The organism is Luteolibacter sp. AS25, assembly GCF_046736275.1.
Classification (GTDB): Bacteria; Verrucomicrobiota; Verrucomicrobiia; order Verrucomicrobiales; family Akkermansiaceae; genus Luteolibacter.
Genome location: NZ_CP151837.1, coordinates 2,141,297 through 2,162,376 on the forward strand (window position 1 = coordinate 2,141,297; position 21,080 = coordinate 2,162,376).

17 protein-coding genes, 1 pseudogene and 1 riboswitch are annotated in these 21,080 nt (G+C 52.8%); of the genes and pseudogenes, 14 read left to right on the plus strand and 4 right to left on the minus strand.

Annotated elements, in window-relative coordinates:
* Positions 1-33: 33 nt before the first annotated feature.
* Positions 34-161: riboswitch (cobalamin riboswitch) on the minus strand.
* A gap of 167 nt (positions 162-328) precedes the next feature.
* Both AAGA79_RS09990 and folD read left to right on the plus strand, forming a co-directional pair.
* Positions 329-838, plus strand: coding sequence for a hypothetical protein (locus AAGA79_RS09990; RefSeq protein WP_411825653.1), 510 nt, complete (start codon positions 329-331; stop codon positions 836-838).
* Positions 839-914: 76 nt separating this feature from the next.
* The gene (gene folD / locus AAGA79_RS09995) at positions 915-1,787 is read left to right on the plus strand and encodes a bifunctional methylenetetrahydrofolate dehydrogenase/methenyltetrahydrofolate cyclohydrolase FolD (RefSeq protein WP_411825654.1); all 873 of its coding nucleotides are present in this window, start codon (positions 915-917) and stop codon (positions 1,785-1,787) included.
* A 139-nt stretch (positions 1,788-1,926) separates the two neighbouring features.
* On the opposite strand, the pseudogene AAGA79_RS10000 reads toward folD, so the two are convergent.
* A pseudogene (locus tag AAGA79_RS10000) lies at positions 1,927-3,639 on the minus strand (30S ribosomal protein S1); the annotation flags it as partial.
* Positions 3,640-3,815: 176 nt separating this feature from the next.
* Complete coding sequence (locus tag AAGA79_RS10005; protein WP_411825655.1) at positions 3,816-4,082, minus strand: hypothetical protein; 267 nt, start codon at positions 4,080-4,082, stop codon at positions 3,816-3,818.
* A 196-nt stretch (positions 4,083-4,278) separates the two neighbouring features.
* On the opposite strand from AAGA79_RS10005, the gene AAGA79_RS10010 reads away from it, so the two are divergent.
* The 6 genes from AAGA79_RS10010 to AAGA79_RS10035 all read left to right on the plus strand — a co-directional run bounded on the left by AAGA79_RS10010 (position 4,279) and on the right by AAGA79_RS10035 (position 11,227).
* Positions 4,279-5,799 carry a CbiX/SirB N-terminal domain-containing protein gene (locus AAGA79_RS10010; protein ID WP_411825656.1) on the plus strand — a complete coding sequence of 507 codons (1,521 nt, stop codon included), beginning with the start codon at positions 4,279-4,281 and terminating at the stop codon, positions 5,797-5,799.
* A 46-nt stretch (positions 5,800-5,845) separates the two neighbouring features.
* The gene (gene can / locus AAGA79_RS10015) at positions 5,846-6,454 is read left to right on the plus strand and encodes a carbonate dehydratase (protein WP_411825657.1); all 609 of its coding nucleotides are present in this window, start codon (positions 5,846-5,848) and stop codon (positions 6,452-6,454) included.
* A gap of 97 nt (positions 6,455-6,551) precedes the next feature.
* The gene (locus AAGA79_RS10020) at positions 6,552-8,051 is read left to right on the plus strand and encodes a xylulokinase (protein WP_411825658.1); all 1,500 of its coding nucleotides are present in this window, start codon (positions 6,552-6,554) and stop codon (positions 8,049-8,051) included.
* A gap of 3 nt (positions 8,052-8,054) precedes the next feature.
* A complete protein-coding gene (locus tag AAGA79_RS10025) occupies positions 8,055-8,723 on the plus strand; it encodes a lysophospholipid acyltransferase family protein (RefSeq protein ID WP_411825659.1) in 669 nt (222 codons plus the stop codon).
* An 85-nt stretch (positions 8,724-8,808) separates the two neighbouring features.
* Positions 8,809-9,564 (plus strand): 3-deoxy-manno-octulosonate cytidylyltransferase, encoded by a 756-nt coding sequence (kdsB, locus tag AAGA79_RS10030; RefSeq protein WP_411825660.1) that lies wholly within the window; start codon positions 8,809-8,811, stop codon positions 9,562-9,564.
* A gap of 40 nt (positions 9,565-9,604) precedes the next feature.
* Positions 9,605-11,227 (plus strand): CTP synthase, encoded by a 1,623-nt coding sequence (locus AAGA79_RS10035; RefSeq protein ID WP_411825661.1) that lies wholly within the window; start codon positions 9,605-9,607, stop codon positions 11,225-11,227.
* 120 nt (positions 11,228-11,347) lie between these two features.
* Here AAGA79_RS10035 and metE read toward each other — a convergent pair whose 3' ends face one another.
* Positions 11,348-13,687, minus strand: a complete 2,340-nt coding sequence (gene metE / locus AAGA79_RS10040) for a 5-methyltetrahydropteroyltriglutamate--homocysteine S-methyltransferase (protein ID WP_411825662.1) — start codon at positions 13,685-13,687, stop codon at positions 11,348-11,350.
* Between the two features lie 91 nt (positions 13,688-13,778).
* Here metE and AAGA79_RS10045 point away from each other — a divergent pair, with 91 nt between their 5' ends.
* From AAGA79_RS10045 to AAGA79_RS10055, 3 genes are all read left to right on the plus strand, one after another.
* Positions 13,779-14,693, plus strand: coding sequence for a LysR family transcriptional regulator (locus AAGA79_RS10045; protein WP_411825663.1), 915 nt, complete (start codon positions 13,779-13,781; stop codon positions 14,691-14,693).
* 70 nt (positions 14,694-14,763) lie between these two features.
* Positions 14,764-15,495, plus strand: a complete 732-nt coding sequence (locus tag AAGA79_RS10050; RefSeq protein WP_411825664.1) for a DUF547 domain-containing protein — start codon at positions 14,764-14,766, stop codon at positions 15,493-15,495.
* Between the two features lie 69 nt (positions 15,496-15,564).
* Positions 15,565-16,833, plus strand: coding sequence for a TIGR04283 family arsenosugar biosynthesis glycosyltransferase (locus tag AAGA79_RS10055; protein WP_411825665.1), 1,269 nt, complete (start codon positions 15,565-15,567; stop codon positions 16,831-16,833).
* Here AAGA79_RS10055 and AAGA79_RS10060 read toward each other — a convergent pair.
* On the minus strand, positions 16,830-17,243 hold the full coding sequence (locus AAGA79_RS10060) for a hypothetical protein (RefSeq protein ID WP_411825666.1): 414 nt from the start codon (positions 17,241-17,243) through the stop codon (positions 16,830-16,832). The two genes, AAGA79_RS10055 and AAGA79_RS10060, sit on opposite strands and share 4 nt — an antisense overlap.
* Positions 17,244-17,288: 45 nt before the next feature.
* On the opposite strand from AAGA79_RS10060, the gene AAGA79_RS10065 reads away from it, so the two are divergent.
* From AAGA79_RS10065 to AAGA79_RS10075, 3 genes are all read left to right on the plus strand, one after another.
* Entirely contained in the window at positions 17,289-17,933 is a 645-nt protein-coding gene (locus tag AAGA79_RS10065) for a TVP38/TMEM64 family protein (RefSeq protein WP_411825667.1), read from the plus strand.
* Positions 17,934-17,998: 65 nt separating this feature from the next.
* Entirely contained in the window at positions 17,999-18,994 is a 996-nt protein-coding gene (gene purM, locus AAGA79_RS10070; protein WP_411825668.1) for a phosphoribosylformylglycinamidine cyclo-ligase, read from the plus strand.
* Positions 18,995-19,048: 54 nt separating this feature from the next.
* On the plus strand, positions 19,049-20,971 hold the full coding sequence (locus tag AAGA79_RS10075) for an amidophosphoribosyltransferase (protein WP_411825669.1): 1,923 nt from the start codon (positions 19,049-19,051) through the stop codon (positions 20,969-20,971).
* The last annotated feature ends 109 nt before the right edge of the window (positions 20,972-21,080 follow it).

Below are 21,080 nucleotides of genomic sequence, written 5' to 3' on the forward strand. Positions count from 1 at the left end.
ATTCAATATCTTCAGGCCTGTGTTCCGCAGGCCCATTCAGACAACTCCCCGGGCTGGTAATCTGGCTCGGTCCGTTTTCACACAGACCATACAGTGGCGGTACCGCTTCGGAATCTCACCGAATTCCCCATCAATTTCCTGCCCGTGCGACGGGCCTCCTGGAGGGCTCCCGGGGCGAACCCCAGGATGGCACAGTCCATAGCCTCCACCCGCTCACCCGGTCAAAGGCCAAATCGATTAAAATGCCCGATTTCTTTCAGAATCGACAAATCCAGCCGCTTTCGTAGCTTATTTCCCGAAAATTCATAACCTTCCCCCAAGCACACCCATGAAGACAATCCTGAGATTTATCGTCGCCTCCTCACTCCTCTTCTTCGCGGCACTGTCCCCTGCCGTAGAGGTATTCCCATGGGATGAAATGAGCACCACCTGGACATGGAATGCCAATACCGGACTTCTGAAAGGCAAAGGAGCCTCGATATTGCAGACAAACCCCTCCCCGAAAAAAATGACCGTGAAGCTGGAGTTCCCCCATGGCGGCACTTCCATGATTTGCTCCGGCCAGGGCGAGCGAATGGAGCTGGGTGCCGTCCCCATCGGAGAACAATCATGGGAATGGAAATCCATCGGCAAAAACAATCTGGATTCCGACGATGTGAACGTGCTCCTGGATAAGAAGCAGACAGACCTGCCACGCTGGAAAGGCACGTTAAAAAACAAAGAAGGCGTTACCGTCAGTTACCAGATCATCTACATCAATGATAGCCTGCTTTTCGGGCTCATGACGGGAAAACAAGGAGGCATTTCCTTCACCCGCTCGTTCACGCTCACTCGCTGAGAATGCTGCCGGAGTGAGGGAAATTCCTCCAAATTTGAATTTTGAATTTTGGGATTCCTGCGCATAGCCTCCCGCCATGTCGCAACCACGCATCCTTGATGGCAAAGCCGTCGCCGCCTCCGTTCTCGAAGAATGTCGCTCTGAAACCGCTGCCCTCAAGGAAAAGGGTATTACCCCGGGCCTCGCTGTAGTCCTCGTTGGCAATGACCCTGCCTCCGCCGTTTATGTCGGCTCCAAAACCCGCACCTGCGCCGATCTAGGCTTCCACTCGCCGAAAATCGAACTCCCGGAAAACACCACCCAGGAGGAGCTCCTTAAAGTCGTGGCTGATCTCAATGCGGATCCCACTGTTCACGGCATTCTTGTCCAGTTTCCCCTTCCAAAGCACCTCGACGAGCCGGAAGTCATCCGTGCAATCGATCCTCGCAAAGATGTGGATGGACTCCATCCGGAAAACGTCGCAAAGCTCGTCCTCGGTGACCCTACAGGCTTCGTTTCCTGCACGCCTGCGGGCTGCATGAAACTACTCGAAGTTTCCGGCGTAGAAATCAACGGAGCGGAAGCGGTAGTCATTGGTCGCTCCATGCTCGTCGGGAAACCGGTTGCCATGTTGCTCCTCGCCAAAAACGCCACCGTCACCATCGCCCACTCCCGCACCAAGGATCTCGCAGCAGTCTGCCGCCGCGCCGACATCCTCGTCCCGGCAGTAGGCCGCCCGGAGATGGTCAAGGAAGACTGGGTAAAACCCGGCGCTGTCGTCATTGATGTGGGCATCAACCGCATCCCGGACTCCACCAAGAAATCAGGCTCCCGCCTTGTGGGCGATGTGGACTATAAGGAAGTAGCCCCGAAAACCGCCGCCATCACCCCTGTTCCCGGCGGTGTAGGACCAATGACCATCGCCATGCTCATGAAAAACACCCTTCAGGCCGCACGGCAGCTGGGATAAGAGTTCCAACGGAAGGAATTTAAGATCCTGACGGCGAACACGACGTCAGGATCCAGACACAAAAAAGCCGGACAGGTCTCCCTGTCCGGCTTTTCCGTAGAAGTCGCGGGCTGGATTACTCCAGCCCGGCTTTGATAATTCAGTCTTCGTCGCCTGGGCTCCAGTCTTCGGAAGCTGCGGCTGCAAGGTTGAAGGCTTGCTCGAGGCCGACCATCTCGCTGGATGGGCGGAGGGACTCGAAGCTTGCGCTTTCTTTCTTGAGCTGCTCTTCGGAGTAACCAACGGCTTTGATGGAAAGGCCGATGCGGCGCTCCACTTTGTCCACTTTGATTACGCGGGCTTCGATATCGTCGCCAACTTTGATGACGTCTTTGACTTTCTCCACGTGATCCTCGCTGAGCTGGGAAATGTGGATAAGGCCGTCGATGTCACCTTCGAGGGATACGAATGCTCCGAAGGAAGCGATTTTCGCAACGGTGCCTTTGACAAGGTCGCCGACCTTGAAGCGGTCGTCGATTGCGGACCATGGGTCGTTCTCGGTTTGTTTGATACCGAGGGAAACACGCTGGTTGCCTTTGTCGATTGCAAGGACGATCGCCTCGATCTCGTCGTTCTTCTTGAGAACTTCGGACGGGTGATTGATTTTGCGTGTCCAGGACATGTCGGAAACGTGGATCATACCATCGATACCTTCCTCGAGCTCGACGAACGCGCCGTAAGCAGTGAGGTTGCGGACAGGACCAGTGATGGTCGCGCCGACAGGGTAACGGAGTTCGATCTCGTCCCATGGGTTGCCTTCGAGTTGGCGAACGCCGAGGGAGATTTTCTGCTCCTCGATGCTGATGCCGAGAACGACTGCAGTGATTTCCTGGCCGAGTTCGAGAACGTCGGATGGACGAGTGATACGTTTAACCCAGCTGAGTTCGGAAACGTGCACGAGGCCTTCGACGCCGCGCTCGATTTCGATGAACGCACCGTAAGGGAGAAGTTTGGTAACTTGTCCTTTGACCTCTTGGCCAATTGGGTATTTGCGCTCGATGTCTTCCCATGGGTTGTCGGACATTTGCTTGAGGCCGAGCGATACACGCTCTTTCTCGCGGTCCACGTCGAGAATAACCACGTCGACGGATTGGCCGATGTGAAGAAGCTCGGATGGGTGGTTGATACGGCCCCATGACATATCGGTGATATGAAGGAGTCCGTCCATGCCTTCGAGATCGACGAACGCACCGAAGTCGGTGAGGTTCTTGATCGCGCCAACGACTTTGTCGCCGACTTTGACAGTCTGGAGGAACGCCTGGCGTTGCTCGGAGCGCTCTGCTTCGATAACTTCACGGCGGGAAAGAACGATGTTCTTACGCTCGTCGTTGACCTTGACGATTTTGAATTCGTAGACGTTGCCCACGTATTCGGAGAGATCTTTCGGTGGAATGATGTCCACTTGGGAACCGGGAAGGAAAGCTTCGACACCGACATTGACGGTAAGACCACCTTTGACGACTGCTTTGACTTTTCCGCGAACGAGGCCGCCGTCTTGGTAGACTTTGACGATTTTGTCCCAGTTCTGTTTGTAGGCTGCCTTCTCTTTGGAGAGAACGACCATACCTTCATCATTTTCGAGGCGCTCGAGGAGCACTTCGATTTCATCGCCTACTTCGATTTCCTCATCCTCGAATTCGTTGGATGGGATGGCGCCTTCTGATTTGTAGCCGATGTCAACGAGGACGATCTGCGGACGAATCTCAAGGATTGTGCCTTTGACGATGGAGCCTTCACGGAATTCTGTGAATTTGGAGTCGATCAGATCGCTCAGCTCTTGGTTAGTTGGTTCTGCGATTGCAGTACTCATGCTTTGGTTAGTTGTTTGGTTGTTTGGTTACGTTTTTCTTCCGACAATTGCCCCGGAAAAGATGCATCTGACAAACACCGGGGCACCGACCGTCTGCCAGACAAAAGAAAAACGGAGGGCGAACCTAGTGATCCACCCTCCGTTTGCAAGGCTAAAGGAAGCCGTTTTCTAAATTGGAATTAGCGCCGGCCCTTGTAGCGCCGATCATTGTGGTGGCGGTCATTGTGGTGACGTCCATGATCATAGCGGTTGTCGTAACGCCTGCGGTCATTGTTGTTATCTTTGGTAAGCGCATAGGTAAGTAGTCCCGCCGCTGCCGCACCTGCCACCGCACCGCCCGGAGTTACTGTCTGCTGAGGATTTCCGTATGCATCGTAAGATGTAGCGCAATTTACCGATGCAATTGCAAACACGCCGACGAGTCCGTAAGTGAGAATATTTTTCATGTTAATTCTTATGACTGGATTGAGTTGGTAGATATTCGAAACCTTTTTTGAAGGTAACTACAAGTAACCTACAATTATTCCATAAAAGATCAACCAGAGCTACAACCTGAAGGCCCGAAACCGTTTGAGGATGCAAAAATTCGAGAAGAGACACGCGGTCACTTGCAATCTCAGCCCTTCAAGCCATTTTCAGGGCATGCCTTTCACCCCTAAGCCAAATTCTGCTCTTTTGATCGTTGGTCACGGTTCGACCGAGAATCCGGATTCTTCCACGCCATACTTTGATCACGCGGATGAAATCAGAAAAAGAGGACTATTTGCAGAGGTTCACGTCTGTTTCTGGAAAGAAGAGCCCTCCATGCGAGAAGCACTCTTTATGATTGATGCATCCGAGGTTTATATCGTTCCAGACTTTATCAGTGAGGGCTATTTCACCCAGGAAGTCATCCCCCGCGAACTGGAACTCGACGGACCTACGACACGGAAGAACGGAAAAACCCTCCACTATTGTCTTCCCGTCGGCGTCCACGCATCGATGACAGATCTGATTCTGCGCCGTGCAAAGGAAGTAGCCGGTGATGCCCCGCCATCCGATACCACTCTAATCATCACCGGACACGGAACAGGGCTGAACCAAAACTCCACCAAAGCCATCAAGGATCAGGTGGCTTTGATCGCGGAGTCAACTGCCGGGTACGCGATGGTCACAGATGCGTATATGGAAGAGCAGCCCTTCATTGCCGATTGGTATAAAATGGCCGATACGCAAAATGTCGTCGTTGTGCCGTTTTTCATCTCCGATGGACTCCACTCCTATCAGGATATTCCTGTAATGCTGGGGGTAAGGGACGAGATTGGGCCAGCTGCGAGCCAATCTGAGGTATTTCACCAGAACCCCTACAAGCTGCGGGAGAAAACACTCTTCTACTCATCCGCCATTGGCAGTGAGCCATTGCTCGCGGATGTGATCTTGGATCAAATTTCCGATTTCGACAAAACACATCATCCAGCCGCGCCATCCCCTTCGGAGAACCCCCCTATCTCGGATCAGCTCAAGCAGCTAATCCGCCGATCGGGCATCAACCAGATCGGGCAAATCCAGATTTACCATGATCTCTGCGAGTATCCCTACGCACTTTCCCACATCGAGGACGAGGACCTCGCCACACAACCGGCTTATGGCGGCTTGGATCAATACTACGGACCATCCAAGGCACGCGAGCTTTCCACCTATGCGGAGGATGGGGAATATCGCTTCACAAAAGGGAAAACGAATCTCCGGCGCGGTTGGGTGATGCTTCTGGAAAACGAAGAGGACCTCCGCCTGGCACTGGATCAGTTCTACCCCGCACTCTCCGCACTTTTCCTTCGCTTCAAAGAGGGTGAACTGCCAGTGGAAACACTTCGCGAAAAACTTGGCAGGCAGACGGGCATGTACCGCTATGCCGGATCCATCAGTGACGAGGGAGCGCAAAAACTCGTCCAGAAAGTTTGCGGACCGGCCCACAACTGCGCAAAGCGAATCCTCTGGCAGCTCGACGAACACACCCAACTCGATGATAGCGAGGCCTCCCGCTTCGACGGAATTCCTGGGAATGGTCCACGTGAAAGCGCAATTCCCCTGCTCTGCCGCGAGGCGTGCAACCATTTCGTTGCCGAGTGTAGAAAAGCTGCAAAAGCGGAATTCGATAACAAAACAGTCGCCAGCGAAGCCTAATTTTTCTCGATTCCCCGCGCAAAACCACAACATCATCTATCCCGACATGGAAAGCATCGACAAACTCCTCGAAAACAACGCCCGCTGGGCAGCCAATGTCCGTGAGCAGGACCCTCAATTTTTCACCCGTCTCGCGGATCAGCAGAATCCTCGGTATTTCTGGATCGGGTGCTCGGACTCCAGGGTTCCAGCCAACCAGATTACAGGGCTCCCTCCTGGTGAAGTATTTGTTCACAGAAATGTCGCGAACATCGTTCAGGAAAGTGATTTCAATGTTCTGGCAGTTCTTCAATACGCCGTGGATGTATTGAAAGTAACGGATATCATCGTATGCGGACACTACGGGTGCGGTGGAGTGAAAGCCGCCCTCGACAATTATCGCCACGGTCTAATCGATAACTGGCTGGCCCCCATCCGCAGCATCACCCGTGGGCACAAGGATGAATTGGCCAAACTCGATGGTGAAAAGAAACTGGATCGTCTTTGCGAGCTAAACGTTCTTTCACAAGTAAGACACGTCGCACGCACCACAATTGTGGAGGACGCCTGGGAAAACGGCCAGAAGATCTCAATCCACTCATGGGCCTATCGCCTGGACCAAGGCATTATCACCCCTCTCAGAAAACCGATCACAAATCCGGATGACATCGATTGATTGATCTCTTTCCCGGAAAAACCCGAACCCGCTATCCTATTACCACCTAACAAGTACGCTTGTAAATTTCCCTCCTCCGATAGAAAAGTCCACACACATGCAATTCATCGGGATCGAAATAGGAAACAATAGCACCCATGCTGTAATCCTCGATCTGGATACAGCGGATATCCTTGCTGAAGCTTCCGTATCCCACTCATGGATCGAAGGACTACCGACCGGTTACCGTGAACAAAATCCTACCCAGTGGATTGAAGCTACTGACAAGGTCCTCCGTGATTGCCTCAGTCAACAGGGTATCGATAAGAAGCAAATCGCCGCCATAGGCATTTCCGGTCCCAAGCGCGGACTGGTAATTCTGGACGAGGAAAACCGCATTATCCGCCCTACTAAGCTGGCTGGCGATCTTTCGGTAAAAAATCAATCGGAAGAAATCTCGAGAGCATTTGGCGGCGCTCCCGGCATGTTGGAACTCATCGGCCAAGCTCCGGGAATCGATTCCGCGGCGGCGGAATGCCTGTGGCTGAAACAGCATGAACCATATCATTTCCAGCGGATTGCCACCCTGTTGAGCGTTCAGGATTTCATCGCATATTGGCTCACCGGCGAGCGCGCCACAGAGCCGGGTAGCGCCTCCTGCACAGGCCTCTTTGACATCCGGGAGAGAAAATGGTCCGCCGAAGTCTGCGATTTCATAGACCCAAAACTTGGAGAGCTCCTTCCGACCATCTGTGCCTCGGACCAGCCCCGTGGCCTTCTCCGAAATAGTCTAGCCAGTGAATGGGGACTTTCCGAGCTGGTCCAGGTGGGTGCAGGCAGTGCATCGCCACTACATTCCGCGCTGGCAGCCGGCTGTGTGGATGATGGTTCAGTCGCAATCGATCTGGGGACCAATGGCACAATCATAGGTATCGGTGCGGAACCAGTGATCGATTTACGTGATGAAATGATCCCCCTCTGCAGTGCTACCGGCTCATGGATTGCCATGGCAAACAGCCCCAACACCTCGCTCGCGCCAGAAGTACTGAAACGTCACTACGGATGGTCTTCCTTTGAGTATGAAAAAATGGTCTCCAGCGTCCCGCCCGGCGCGGATGGCCTCCTCCTCCTCCCCTACTTCGCCCCAGAAACTGTGCCACGCCTTCTGGAAGGGTGCGGAGTTCTACACGGTATCACACCTGCAAACTTTACACCGGCACACCTCGCCAGAGCAACGGCCGAAGGCGTGGTCCTGGGCCTCAGCTATGCTATGAGCCGCCTCCGCGATCTAGGTTTTGATCCGCCGGAAGTCAGATTATCCGGAAGCGGCGCCAATAGCCCCGTGATGCGCCAACTTCTGGCCGACGCACTGGGAACAAACGTGGTTCCGCTCATTTCACGGCAGGAACCAGCGATCGGAGCGGCCATGCAGGCGGCAGTTTCCTTTTTCCAGCAATGTGGTGAGTCATTGGGATTCGAGGAAATATGCAGCTACCTGGTCTCAGGAAACAGCGATCAATGCTGTGAAGCAAACGCGGAAAACCACGAACTCTATCTGGATCTGATGGCACGCCAGCAATACCTTGTGGATACCCTCCAACCTGCCGGATTCCTCTAACCGATGGCCAAATCAAAAAATACCGAGATCAAAACCACTCGGACCGCGACGATACTTGGCCACACAGCCGGATTCTTCATGAAATTGTGGAGCATGACCCTCCGCTACGATGTCAACGACAAGGCTGGAGTTGTGCAACCTTACATTCATTCGGACCCGGTGATTTTCGCCCTTTGGCACAACCGTATTTTCACCATGCCCCCTATCTGGCAACGAACCGGCGGAAAAATGCGTAAATCTGTCGTGCTGACAAGCGCCAGCAAGGACGGCACCATATTAGCTACCGCCATGAAGGTCTTTGGACTGGGTGCAATTCGCGGATCCTCTTCCCGACGTGCGGTTTCCGCTCTAATCGGCATGAAAAAAGCCCTCCGCGAAGGCTTTGACGTGTGTGTCACTCCGGATGGTCCGAAAGGCCCGAAATACACAGTCCAACCTGGCGTAATAAAAATCGCCCAAGCGACTGGCACTGATATCATCCCTATTCACATCCGTTACTCTTCCGCTTGGAGGCTGAACACATGGGATGATTTCGTGATTCCAAAACCGTTCAGTAGCGTATCAGTCACCTTCGCTCCCCCGTTCAAAGTCCCGAAAGGCATTTCCGAAGTGGAGTTTGAGGAGCGCAGGATCGATCTTGAGGAACGCCTGCGGAAAGCAACTACTGAGTGACCCTCGATTTCTATCAACTTTTTCGGAAACCGCTCTTGTCGATTCCGACTCGCCTTGCATAGGGTGGCGCAACCTATTTCCAAGCGTGTCAGAAACATCGAAAAAAAGTCATATCATCGGCATTTTACCCTCTCGTTGGGGATCTACGCGCTTCCCTGGAAAGCCCCTTCATCTCATCGCTGGAAAGCCACTAATCCAACACGTATGGGAGCGGTGCCAGCAAGCGGAGAAGCTCGATGAAATCATTGTAGCCACTGATGATCAGCGAATTGCAGATGCAGTTACAGCATTTGGCGGCAGGCCTGTCATGACCTCTGAATCACATCCGTCAGGCACCGATCGTCTCGCGGAAGCTGTCAGCCATTGCCCCGAAGCAACTCATATACTCAACATTCAGGGAGACGAGCCCCTCATTGATCCCACCCTGATCGATGAACTTGCCCAAGCCCTCTTGGACGACCCCTCGCTGGAAATGGTCACAGCAGCAAACCCAATCCTGCCAAACGACCCCGCCGGCGCGGATCCAAACGTCGTCAAAGTCGTTACCAAAATCAACGGTCACGCCCTCTATTTTTCCCGCTCTCCGCTTCCATTTTTCCGCAATCAGGTCCCGGGCTTGAGTGTTCTCCGGCACAAGGGGATCTACGGCTATCGTCGTGATTTCCTGGAGACATTCGTAACCTGGCCTCCTTCTCCGCTCGAAGAGGCGGAGTCTTTGGAACAACTTCGCGCATTGGAAAACGGCGCGAACATCCGCGTCCTTCATACCGATGACACCTCACCCGGTGTAGATACACCTGAACAAGCCGTCATGGTCGAACGCATCATATCTTCCCAGTGAAACTCCTGCTTGAGTTTTAAACATTAAATTTAAGATCTAAATGAAATATATTTTTGTAACCGGCGGCGTTGTTTCTTCCTTGGGAAAAGGTCTTGCCGCAGCCTCCATCGGGACACTCCTTGAAGCCAGGGGACTCAAAACCCTGATGCAAAAGTTCGATCCATATTTGAATGTGGATCCTGGCACTATGTCTCCCTACCAGCACGGAGAGGTCTACGTCCTCGACGATGGCGCGGAAACCGATCTGGACCTAGGCCACTACGAGCGATTCACCTCCGGCGTCCTCTCGCAAATGAACAACCTTACCTCCGGTCAGGTGTTTGATGCCGTCATCAAGAAAGAGCGCAGAGGAGACTACCTGGGGAAAACCGTCCAGTTCATCCCGCACGTCACTGATGAGATCAAGGAGCGGATGCACAAAGTCACCGACGATAACCCGGAGGTTGATGTTCTAATCACTGAAATCGGCGGCACAGTCGGCGATATGGAAGGCCTTCTTTTCATCGAAGCCCTCCGTCAGTTCGCACTGGAAGTAGGAAAGGAAAATGTCTGCTTCATCCACGTCACCCTCCTTCCTTACATCAAGGCGGCCGGCGAAATTAAAACAAAACCTACCCAGCAATCTGTCGCAAAACTCCGCGAATTGGGCATCCAACCGGACATCGTCATCTGCCGTACCGAGGCGGATCTTGATGAAGACAATCGCCGGAAGATTGCCATGTTCTGCAACGTGGAGAAAAAGAACGTAGTCGCCTTCCGCGATGTGGCACACACCATTTACGAGTGCCCGCTCGACCTGCGACGCGACAAAATCGACCGCCTTGTTGTTGATAAAATCGGACTTGGTCACACTCCGCCACCAAACCTCGAGGACTGGGAAAATTTCGTTCAGCGCGTAATCCACCCTAAAAATAAAGTCACCATCGCGGTGGCAGGGAAATACATCGAGCTTCAGGACGCCTACAAATCCATTTACGAATCACTCATCCACGCCGGCGCGCATCACGACACCAAGGTTCAGATCGTCCGCGTTGAGGCTGAGGCTATCGAAGACCACGGCGCAAAAGCGGTCATCGGCGATGTCGATGGCATCCTCGTTCCCGGTGGATTCGGTGACCGCGGGGTAGAAGGAAAAATCCTCGCTGCGAAATATGCCCGCGAGAACAATATCCCATTCTTCGGAATCTGCCTCGGAATGCAGATCGCCACCATCGAATATGCTCGAAACATGTGTGGACTGGAAGGCGCGAATTCCACCGAATTCAACAAAGAGACACCCCACCCGGTTATCTGTCTGCAGGAAGAGCAAAAAGGCGTGCAGGATCTCGGCGCGACCATGCGTCTCGGATCCAGCGAATCCATTCTTTTCACCGGCACCAAGGCATCCGACCTCTATAATAATGTCGAACGCATCCAGGAACGCCACCGTCATCGCTACGAGGTGAATTCCGATTATCAGGATAAACTCCAAGAAGGCGGACTCGTTATCTCCTCGGTTTCAGCGGAGGAAGGCCTCGTTGAAATCGTCGAACTTCCGGATCATCCGTTTTACATCGGTGCACAATTCCACCCTGAGTTCCTCTCCAAGCCAAACCACCCGCATCCGCTCTTCTCGGGATTTGTGGCGGCATCCCTGAAGAAAGTATTGGCTGAACTTCAGTAGCACCCGGACCATTATCGTTTCCCGTTTCATGGGAACATTGAAAAGGCGGCATCTACACTTGGTAGATACCGCCTTTTCTATTTCAACCATCAACGCAAATCCAGTGGCAACCGGAGTCGATCATGCCTCCACTTTTCTCCGGCTGCGTAAATTCTTCGTAGCCGTGACCATATTGATGAGAGAACCGCGCACTTCCTCCCAACCCCGGGTCTTGAGTCCACAGTCCGGATTCACCCACAGATTTTCTTCAGGGATTAACACGGCCGCTCTTTTCAGCAACCTCTCCATCTCTTCTACTGACGGCACCCGCGGAGAGTGAATATCGTAAACCCCTGGCCCGATCTCGTTCGGATATTTGAAATCCACAAACGCATCCAGAAGCTCCATATTTGAGCGGGATGTTTCGATCGTGATCACATCCGCGTCCAGGTCAGCCACAGCGGAGATGATATCATTGAAATCCGAATAGCACATATGGGTGTGAATCTGCGTCGTATCCTTCACCCCGGATGAGGAAAGCCGGAATGCATGAACGGCCCAGGCGAGATATTCATCCCAATCAGCACGCCGCAGCGGCAAACCTTCACGTATAGCCGGTTCATCGATTTGAATGGCAGCAATTCCCGCCGCCTCCAAATCCCGAACTTCATCACGGATCGCCAAGGCAATCTGACGTGTCGTCTCATCACGTGGCTGATCATTCCGGACAAATGACCATTGGAGAATCGTTACCGGACCAGTAAGCATACCTTTCAACGGCTTTTTCGTCAGAGTCTGGGCAAACTCGGCCCACCTCACGGTCATCGGTTTCATCCTGCGCACGTCTCCGAAGATGATCGGTGGTTTCACACAACGGCTTCCATAGCTCTGCACCCAGCCATTCGCCGTGAAGGCGAAACCCTCCAGCTGCTCTCCGAAATACTCCACCATGTCGTTCCTTTCGAACTCACCGTGCACCGGCATATCTATCCCTATGCTATCCTGGAATTCCACACACTTCCGGGTTTCTTCCTCCAGAAATCGATCATAATCCTGATCACTTAGTGTTCCCTTTCTCCATTGCGCTCTGGCCGCCCGCACCTCGGCGGTCTGTGGAAAAGAGCCAATTGTTGTAATAGGAAATAGAGGCAGCCCCAGCTTTTCACGCTGCTTCTCCTGTCGGACCGGGAAATCGGAGCTCCGCTTCGCATCTGCAGGGATAATAAAGCTCATTCTCGCTTTCACCTTACCGTTGTGAATCCGTTCGCTAGCCAGACGTTCCCTTTGGGCATTCCTGTTTTCCTCCAGTGCCTTCGACTCAACCTCACCCGAAATAACGCGTCCCAACGTAGTGACCTCGTCCAGTTTCTCATCGGCGAAGGCCAGCCAGTTTGCCAGATCCGACTCAATCTTCTTCTCGGACTTAAGAGTAACAGGCACATGCAAAAGCGAGCAGGATGGAGCAATCCACAACCGTTCCACACCAATTGCCTCTACCGCCGGCAGCAATATTCCCAGCGATTTCTCGAAGTCATTTTTCCAAATGTTTCGTCCGTCGACCACGCCCAGCGAAAGCGTTTTTCCGGCAGGAAATTTCTCGATCAATTCAGTTACTTCCTCCCCACCCCGGACAACATCGTAATGAAGCCCATCCACGGGTAGATTTAGAAAATCCGCTAAATTGTCACGAAGCGGCCCGAAATAAGTCGCAACAAGCAACTTGGTATTACCGGCTGCCTTCTTAAGCCTGCCGTAGCTGTAGCTCAAGGCACGCCTCTGGCCCTCATCCAGATCAAGAGCTAGGACAGGCTCATCCAGCTGGATCCATTCCGCACCTTCATCTGCCAGCAAACTGATAATCTTTTCGTAAACCCCCACCAGATCGTCCAACAACTCCAACCGATCGAAGTCCTTGCGTTTCGAATCATGCACTTTCCCGAGTGCCAAATAGCTTACCGGTCCCAAAAGCACCGGCTTCGCCCGGTAGCCGAGCTCTTTTGCCTCGTGGAACTCTTCAAATATTTTTGTGGAACTTAGTCGGAAATTCGTTTTCTCGTTAAATTCGGGAACAATATAGTGATAGTTCGTATCGAACCACTTTGTCATCTCGCTGGCGTATGTGCTCACCGCTGAACAACCGCACCCTTCCCCATCGTCAGCCCCCCTGCTCTGCCCGCGAGCCACTAGAAATGCAGTTTCCGCATTTGTCTCGGCGCCATCCCAGCCAAACCGCGCAGGGATATTGCCCAGCAAAAGACTGGTATCGAGCACCTGATCATAGAATGAAAAATCATTCGTTGGAATCAGGTCGATCCCCGCGTCTTCCTGCTTCTGCCAGTTCTCTATCCGTAGCTGTCGCCCGGTTCTCTCCAGCTCTTCCAGCCGGATTTTTCCCTTCCAGTATTGCTCCGTTGCTTTTTTCAGCTCCCGTCCCGCCCCGATTCTCGGATAGCCCAAATTGTGTGTTCTGATTTGCTTCATGCTCCCTCCATCATGCCTGCACTTCAGTCATTCACAAAACGCATTGTTTTTAGAGTCGTCATTCATTTTACTTATAGTTAAAACCATCCGTATGGTTGAAATAAGACATCTCAGGGCGCTGATCGCCGTGGCGGAAACCGGTAACCTCTCGCGTGCTGGAAAGCGGCTACACCTCTCACAACCCGCTCTTTCCCAACAGATTAAAGCTCTTGAGGAAATGATTGGCTCGGAGATTTTCGAGAGAAAAAGCAATCCTCTCCGAATCAGCCCGGTCGGGGATCGGCTTCTGGCCAGTGCCTACGAAATTGAAAAAATTCTAAAACAAACCGATCGTGATGTTGCACGAATCGCAGAAGGAAAAGCCGGCCAACTGAGAATCGCCGTCGAGTGTCATTCGTGCTTCGATTGGCTCATGCCCAGCATGGATGCATTCCGGGAAGGCTGGCCGGAAGTGGAGATGGATCTCGTATCAGGTTTCCATGCGGATCCCATCGGCCTACTCACGGAAGACAAGGCAGATCTCGTGATTGTCTCTTCCGCAAGAGCCCGCGCGGGAGTAAGTTACCACCCTCTTTTCCGCTACGAAGTCCTGGCACTCATGGCCCGCCAGCATCCCCTCACCCACAAAGCATATCTTACAGCAAAGGATTTCCGTGAGGAAACTCTCGTGACCTACCCCATCCCGGATGAGCGTATCGACGTCATCCGCGAGGTATTGAAACCAGCGAACATCGACCCTGATCGTCGGAAAACCGAGCTTACCGTAGGTATCCTCCAGCTCGTGGCCAGTCGCCGGGCCATTGCAGCCATGCCGGCATGGGCCATTCAGCCATTTCTGGATCGCAATTACGTGGCCTCCCGCCCGATCCGCAAAAGCGGCCTCTTTGCTAACCTATATTCCGCCACAACCACCGCTGGCGCGAATGCCGCCTACATCCAGGAATTCCTCGAAACCATCGAACGTATCAGCTTTTCGGAACTCAAAGGCATCACGAAAATTCAGTGAAAATTTCGATCCTATCCTTCCGGCATTGGAAAAATTTGAAATTTATACTCCTCGTGGGAATCTAAGGGGTATGAAAACTCTTGTTTCCCTATTCTTTGCCACCGCGCTAAGCGCCCATGCTGCCTTCGACCACAACCACGAAAAATTCACCGAAGTCCTCAGGGAAAACGTAAAAAACGAAGAGGTCAATTATGCAGGACTAAAGAAAAGCCCGGGGAAGCTTGGAACCTACATTGAAAACCTAGCAGACGTCTCGAAGTCTGACTTCAAAAAGTGGAACGATGACCAGCAGATCGCTTACCTCATCAATCTTTACAACGCTGCGACACTCAAACTCATTATCGATAATTACCCGATCAAGAGTATCCGTGACATAGGTAGTCCGTGGAAGCAAAAGCGCGTAAAACTCTTCGGCGCCCGCGTAAGCCTCGACCACATCGAGCATGAAATTTTGAGAAAAGACTATCGGGAGCCTCGCATCCATTTCGGTGTAAACTGCGCTTCAATTGGCTGCCCGGCCCTCCGCCCGGAAGCCTTTGTAGCCTCAAGACTCGATTCACAACTGGACGAGCAAGCACGCAATTTCCTGCGCGATAGCTCAAAAAACCGCTTGGATGCCAAAAACAATACCCTCTACCTCTCCCAGATATTTGACTGGTTTAAAGAAGACTTCGTCAAGAAATCCGGCTCGGTGAAAAATTTTATAACTCCATATTTCCCGGCGAAAGATCAGCCAATCATCAAGCGAGACGGCCTAAAAATCAAAAACACCGATTACGATTGGAGCCTGAACAAGCAATAACACTATTAAGCTTATCTCTTCTCATACCTCTCGGAATTCCCTACGGGTTAGCCAGTGACAATTCTCGTAATGACCCGGCTCCCGCGTGTGGGGAAAAACAAAACACGCCTTATACCAGCACTCGGACCGGAAGGAGCCATGCGCTTTCACGATCGACTCGCACGCCACTCGATCGGCCGCGCATCCGCATTTTGTCTTTCTGAAAAGGAACGCCACCTCACCATCGCCATCGAAGGTGGCACTCCTATTGAAGCGAAGGAATGGCTGGGCGATGACCAACTGGACTGCCAGGAGCAAGCGCCGGGTGATCTCGGAACGAAAATGCAAACCGCTGCTGAAAATGCATTTTTACAAGGCGCCAGCAAAGTTCTTATCATTGGCACTGACTGCCCATCCATCGATGAATTCACCCTTCTGGAAGCAGAGAGACTACTGGATAATAATACTCTCGTATACGGTCCAGCCCTGGATGGAGGATACTACCTGCTCGGCATGAGAAAAATTATTCCTGTAGTATTCCAGAAAATCTCGTGGGGCGAAGGTGAGGTTCTTAACCAATCATTGGCAGCGGCAAGAAAGGTGGGAGTAGAGCCGGCATTGCTCAGCCCACTCTCGGATGTCGACCACCCCGAGGATCTCCCGATGGCCGATGAAGCTTTGTCGGAAGGCAGCTCTCTTTCCGTCATCATCCCCGCCCTCAATGAGGCCCAAAACATCGAAAGGCTCCTAAAGCTGCTCAAATCTGGATCTCCTCATGAAATTATCGTTTCAGTAGGAGACAGCAATGACGCCACAGCGGAAATCGCGATCAGGAACGGAGCAAAGGTCGTAACCTCCCCCGCCGGACGCGGCATACAGATGAATGCCGGGGCCAAGGCCGCCACCGGGGATCTGCTTCTATTTCTCCACGCGGATACATTTCCTCCTGCTGAATTCCCCTCAATCATCGCGAGAGAGCTACAACGTCCGAACACCTCGGCGGGCGCCTTTCGCTTTCAGTTGAAAAACGATTTCGGGCCCGCTCCTTTGATCGAAGCCCTCGTCTCAATTCGCTGTAGGTATTTGAACAGACCCTACGGAGACCAGGGAATATTCATCCGACACTGCTTATTCGAGAAAATCGGAGGCTTCCCGGAAACACCAATCATGGAAGACTCGGTCTTCATCAGAAAATTAGCGAAAATCGGTAGCATCCGGATTACGCAAGAGGCGGCGATCACCTCCTCCCGCCGCTGGGAGCGCGGGGGAATCGTCCGGACGTTTCTCCGCCATCAGGCGATCATTCTAGCCTCAAGCCTCCGCCTCCCTCCACCTTTGGTAGCCAGACTCAGACCCTAGTCTTCCACAGAAATCTTTCGGAGACTGATAGATGTCACCTCCTCCAACACATCCACCACTTTCGCCGGATCGCCATCTTGGTCTCCGCTCAAAATTGCAATTTCAGAACCGTCCGCACTGACAAATTTCTGCTCGCACTCCACCACCAACTCCATCGTGTAGCTCTCACCACCTCTCGGCTTTGCGTGGACCACGTAAGGAGCAATCCGCATTCCACCGATTTCCTCGAATTGCCTCCCAAGCCTGACTCCCACAGCCACCTCACTCATCTCCAGAGTCCCCGTTACGTACTTATATAGCACCTCGTTCTTCTTCAATAAATTCAGAACCGTTTCCGTATCCAAGGAGCCACCCGCCTCCAAAAACGGACTGGAAACAGCAAGAATTGCAAGGATCAGGAACTTTTTCATTCCCCGAAAATACATAAGCGGAAATCATCGTCAATCTTGCCCCACATGACTGCCATCTCAGACTATCTCAATAGCTCCCTCGAGTGGATCCAACTCCAGGGCATCTGGGCTCCCATCCTCTTTGTCATTGTTTTTGTGGTCGCCACCGTTGCATTTGCCCCTGCCAGCATCCTCTCACTTGGCGCGGGAGCCGTATTCGGTCTGGTCGAGGGAGTCATTCTCGTTTCGATCGCATCCACCATCACCGCGGCAACTAGTTTTCTAATTTCCCGCTATCTGCTCCGCGGCTGGGTGGAACGGCAATTAGCCGATCGCCCACGCTTCAGGGCCATTGATCAGGCGATCCGTCACGAGGGCTGGAAAATGGTCGCCCTACTCCGGATGACCCCCATCCTACCCTTCGGGCTCCAGAATTATGGACTCGGACTCACCGGAATCAGCTTCTGGCAATCCACCTTCGCCTCCTGGCTCGGACTTCTGCCCGCCATTATTCTACTCGTTTATACCGGATCAGTCGCAAAAGTTGCCGCCTCTGGCACCTCTAACGCACAAAAAATCTTCTACTCCATCGGCTTCATTATCGCCATTGCAGTCGTCGTCAGAATCACAAAAATCGCTACAAGGGCGGTATCCAGACAAATCGAACTGGAGAAAAACGCAGCCTCCGGGCCACCGGATGAAACCGACTGAATTTACACAGTGAGTTTTTCTTCGTGACCCCACCCCCCCGCGTGATAGAACCCCGTCACAGCACAATGGCAGGCAAGCTCACATATCAGCAAGCAGGAGTGGACACGCGCAAAGCCGCAGCCCTCGTCGGTGACATCAAAAGTCACGTAAAACGTACTCAACAACAGCGTAAACTCCTCGGAGCCTTCGGCCTTTTCGCCGCATGCTACGATCTTTCGCAATACTCTCAGCCTGTGATAGTTACAGGCTGTGACGGAGTTGGCACGAAACTGGAATTGCTCCTAGAGCACGACCTTCTGGAGACAGCGGGCAAGGATCTCGTGGCAATGTCCGTCAACGATATCCTCACCACCGGTGGCGATCCTCTCATGTTCCTCGATTACATCGGCATCGCTGCCCTTGATGAGGAAAAAATTACACGCGTGATCGGCGGCATGGCAGATTACCTCGAGGCTTGTAACTGCATTCTCGCAGGCGGAGAAACCGCTGAGATGCCCGGCATCGTCCCTACGGACGTATTGGAGCTTTCCGGCTTCTGTATCGGATGCGCCGAAAAACCTGACCTTATCGATCCTACCACCATCGAGATCGGTGATGTCCTCATTGGCTACCAATCAGATAGCATCCACGCCAACGGGTGGTCTCTCGTCCGCCGTGCACTCAAGGAAATGCCTGACGACCTCGTCACCCCTGGCGAACTCGCAGCATGGCTTGAGCCTACACGCCTCTACCATGATGTGGTAAACGATCTCAAAACCTCGGAAATCAAACCAAAGGCCATGTCCCACATCACCGGTGGTGGCCTTCCCGAAAATCTCGAGCGCCTCTTCGTAGGCATGGGTGCTGATCTCGAAATTCCTTCCTGGAACCTCCCTGGAATCGAGAAACTTCTCGACTACGTCGATGAGGAAGATCGCTTCCACACCTTTAATATGGGCATCGGTTGGGTAGCCATCGTCGCGGAAGCAGATGTGGAAACCGCACTCAAAGCAGGACCAGGCGGACATATTCTTGGCAAAATGGGCGACAAAGAAGGAGTCCGTGTTAAAGTGAGATCATAGCTTGGAGAGATTCATCCCCCCGTTGAATTTTTTTAAATCTGAATACAATACGTTTTGAGCGATCACCTTAATCACGAGTGCGGCATCGCAGCCGTCCGCCTTCGCAAACCACTCGCCTACTACTACGATAAGTACGGCACCTGCCTCTGGGGCATGAACAAGCTTTTCCTCCTCATGGAAAAGCAACACAACCGCGGTCAGGACGGCACCGGAATCGGCTGCATTAAGCTCGATATGCCAATCGGCGCCCCATACATCCAGCGCCGTCGTGGAATTGAGAAGGACGCCCTCGCTCAAATTTTCAGAAAAGAAATCAAAACCTTCTTCAAGAAAGACAGAAAGGGACTACTCGATAAATCCGATCCCAAGAGCGTCAAAGCCAACTTTGATTTCGGCGGAGAAATCCTCATGGGGCATCTTCGTTACGGCACCAGTGGCGATTTTGACTCCGGCTCCTGCCATCCTTATCTCAGACGCAGCAACTGGAGCACGCGCACCCTCATGGTCATGGGGAACTTCAACATGACCAATGCCGGTGAACTGAACAACACTCTCATCCAGCGCGGACAACACCCGGTTTTCGGCACAGACACACAAACCGTTCTTGAAGAGATCGGCTATCATCTGGATGAAGCCCACACTGACCTCTACCACAAGCTCCGCGATCAGGGCGTCCCGGGCTCCGAGATTCCACAACATATCTCCGATGCCCTCGATATCCCGAACCTCATCGCGCAGTCCGCGGAACCTTGGGATGGCGGCTACTCCATCTGTGGAGCGGTAGGAAATGGCGATATGTTCGTCATGCGCGATCCACGCGGCATCCGCCCGTGCCACATGCTCATCACCGATGAAGTCATCGCATTTGCCTCCGAGAGAGTCCCTCTCATGACAGTCTTTGAAGTAGAGGCGGATCAGGTCAAAGCAGTTGATCCCGGCTCGGTCGTGACCATCAAGGCAGACGGAACAATTTCGGATATCCAGTTCCACACTCCGCAGAAATACACCCCGTGCTCCTTCGAGCGCATCTATTTTTCCCGCGGGAACGACCCACAAATCTACCGCGAACGTAAAGCGATGGGCGCGGCCCTTGTGGACCAGGTCATGGAATCCATCGGCCAATCCTTCGATAAAACAGTATTCTCATTTATCCCGAATACAGCGGAGACTGCTTACCACGGAATGATGGATGGACTCCGCCTCTATCGCCGGAATCAGGTTCGTCAGGAAATCACAGAAGGTGCGGAAAAAGGGCTACTCACTCCGGAGAAAATCGATGAACTAATCATGCGCAACTGGCCGCGTGGTGAAAAAATCGCTCACAAGGATATCAAAATGCGGACCTTCATCTCACAGGAGAAAGGCCGTGATCAGCTCGTCTCACACGTCTACGACATCACTTACGGTGCCGTAAAGCCGGGAGATAATCTGGTAGTTCTCGATGATTCCATCGTCCGCGGAACCACTCTTAAGAAATCGATTCTTAAAATCCTTACCCGCACGAAACCTTCCAAAATTGTCATCTGCTCCACAGCACCACAGATCCGCTACCCGGATTGCTACGGAATCGATATGTCAGAACTTGGAAAGTTCATCGCCTTCAATGCAGCAGTGGCCCTACACCGCCGCGCCGGACGCCAGCATCTACTGGATTCCATCTACGATGCGTGTAAAGCCGAACTCGAGAAACCAATCCCCGAGCGAAAAAACCGCGTTCAGGAAGTTTACGAAGCCTTCACCCCTGAACAAATCTCTGCGGAAATCAGCAACATGGTTTACCCAGAAGACTGCGAATGGGACGGCAAGGTGGAAGTTATCTTCCAAACCATCGAGAACCTTCACGAAACAATTCAGGGGCCGTGTGGCGACTGGTATTTCACCGGCAATTACCCGACCGCAGGTGGCTATACCATGGTCAACCAAGCTTACATCCGCTGGTTCGAAGGTCTCGGCGGCCGCAGCTACGATCTTCTCTGACCCGCGGGTTGAGCAAATCGTCCGACAATGAAAATCAAAAGAGCCCGGTGAATTTTCACCGGGCTCTTCTTCTTGCCCCTCGATCTCAGCAGGAAACCAAGGGGCTAAA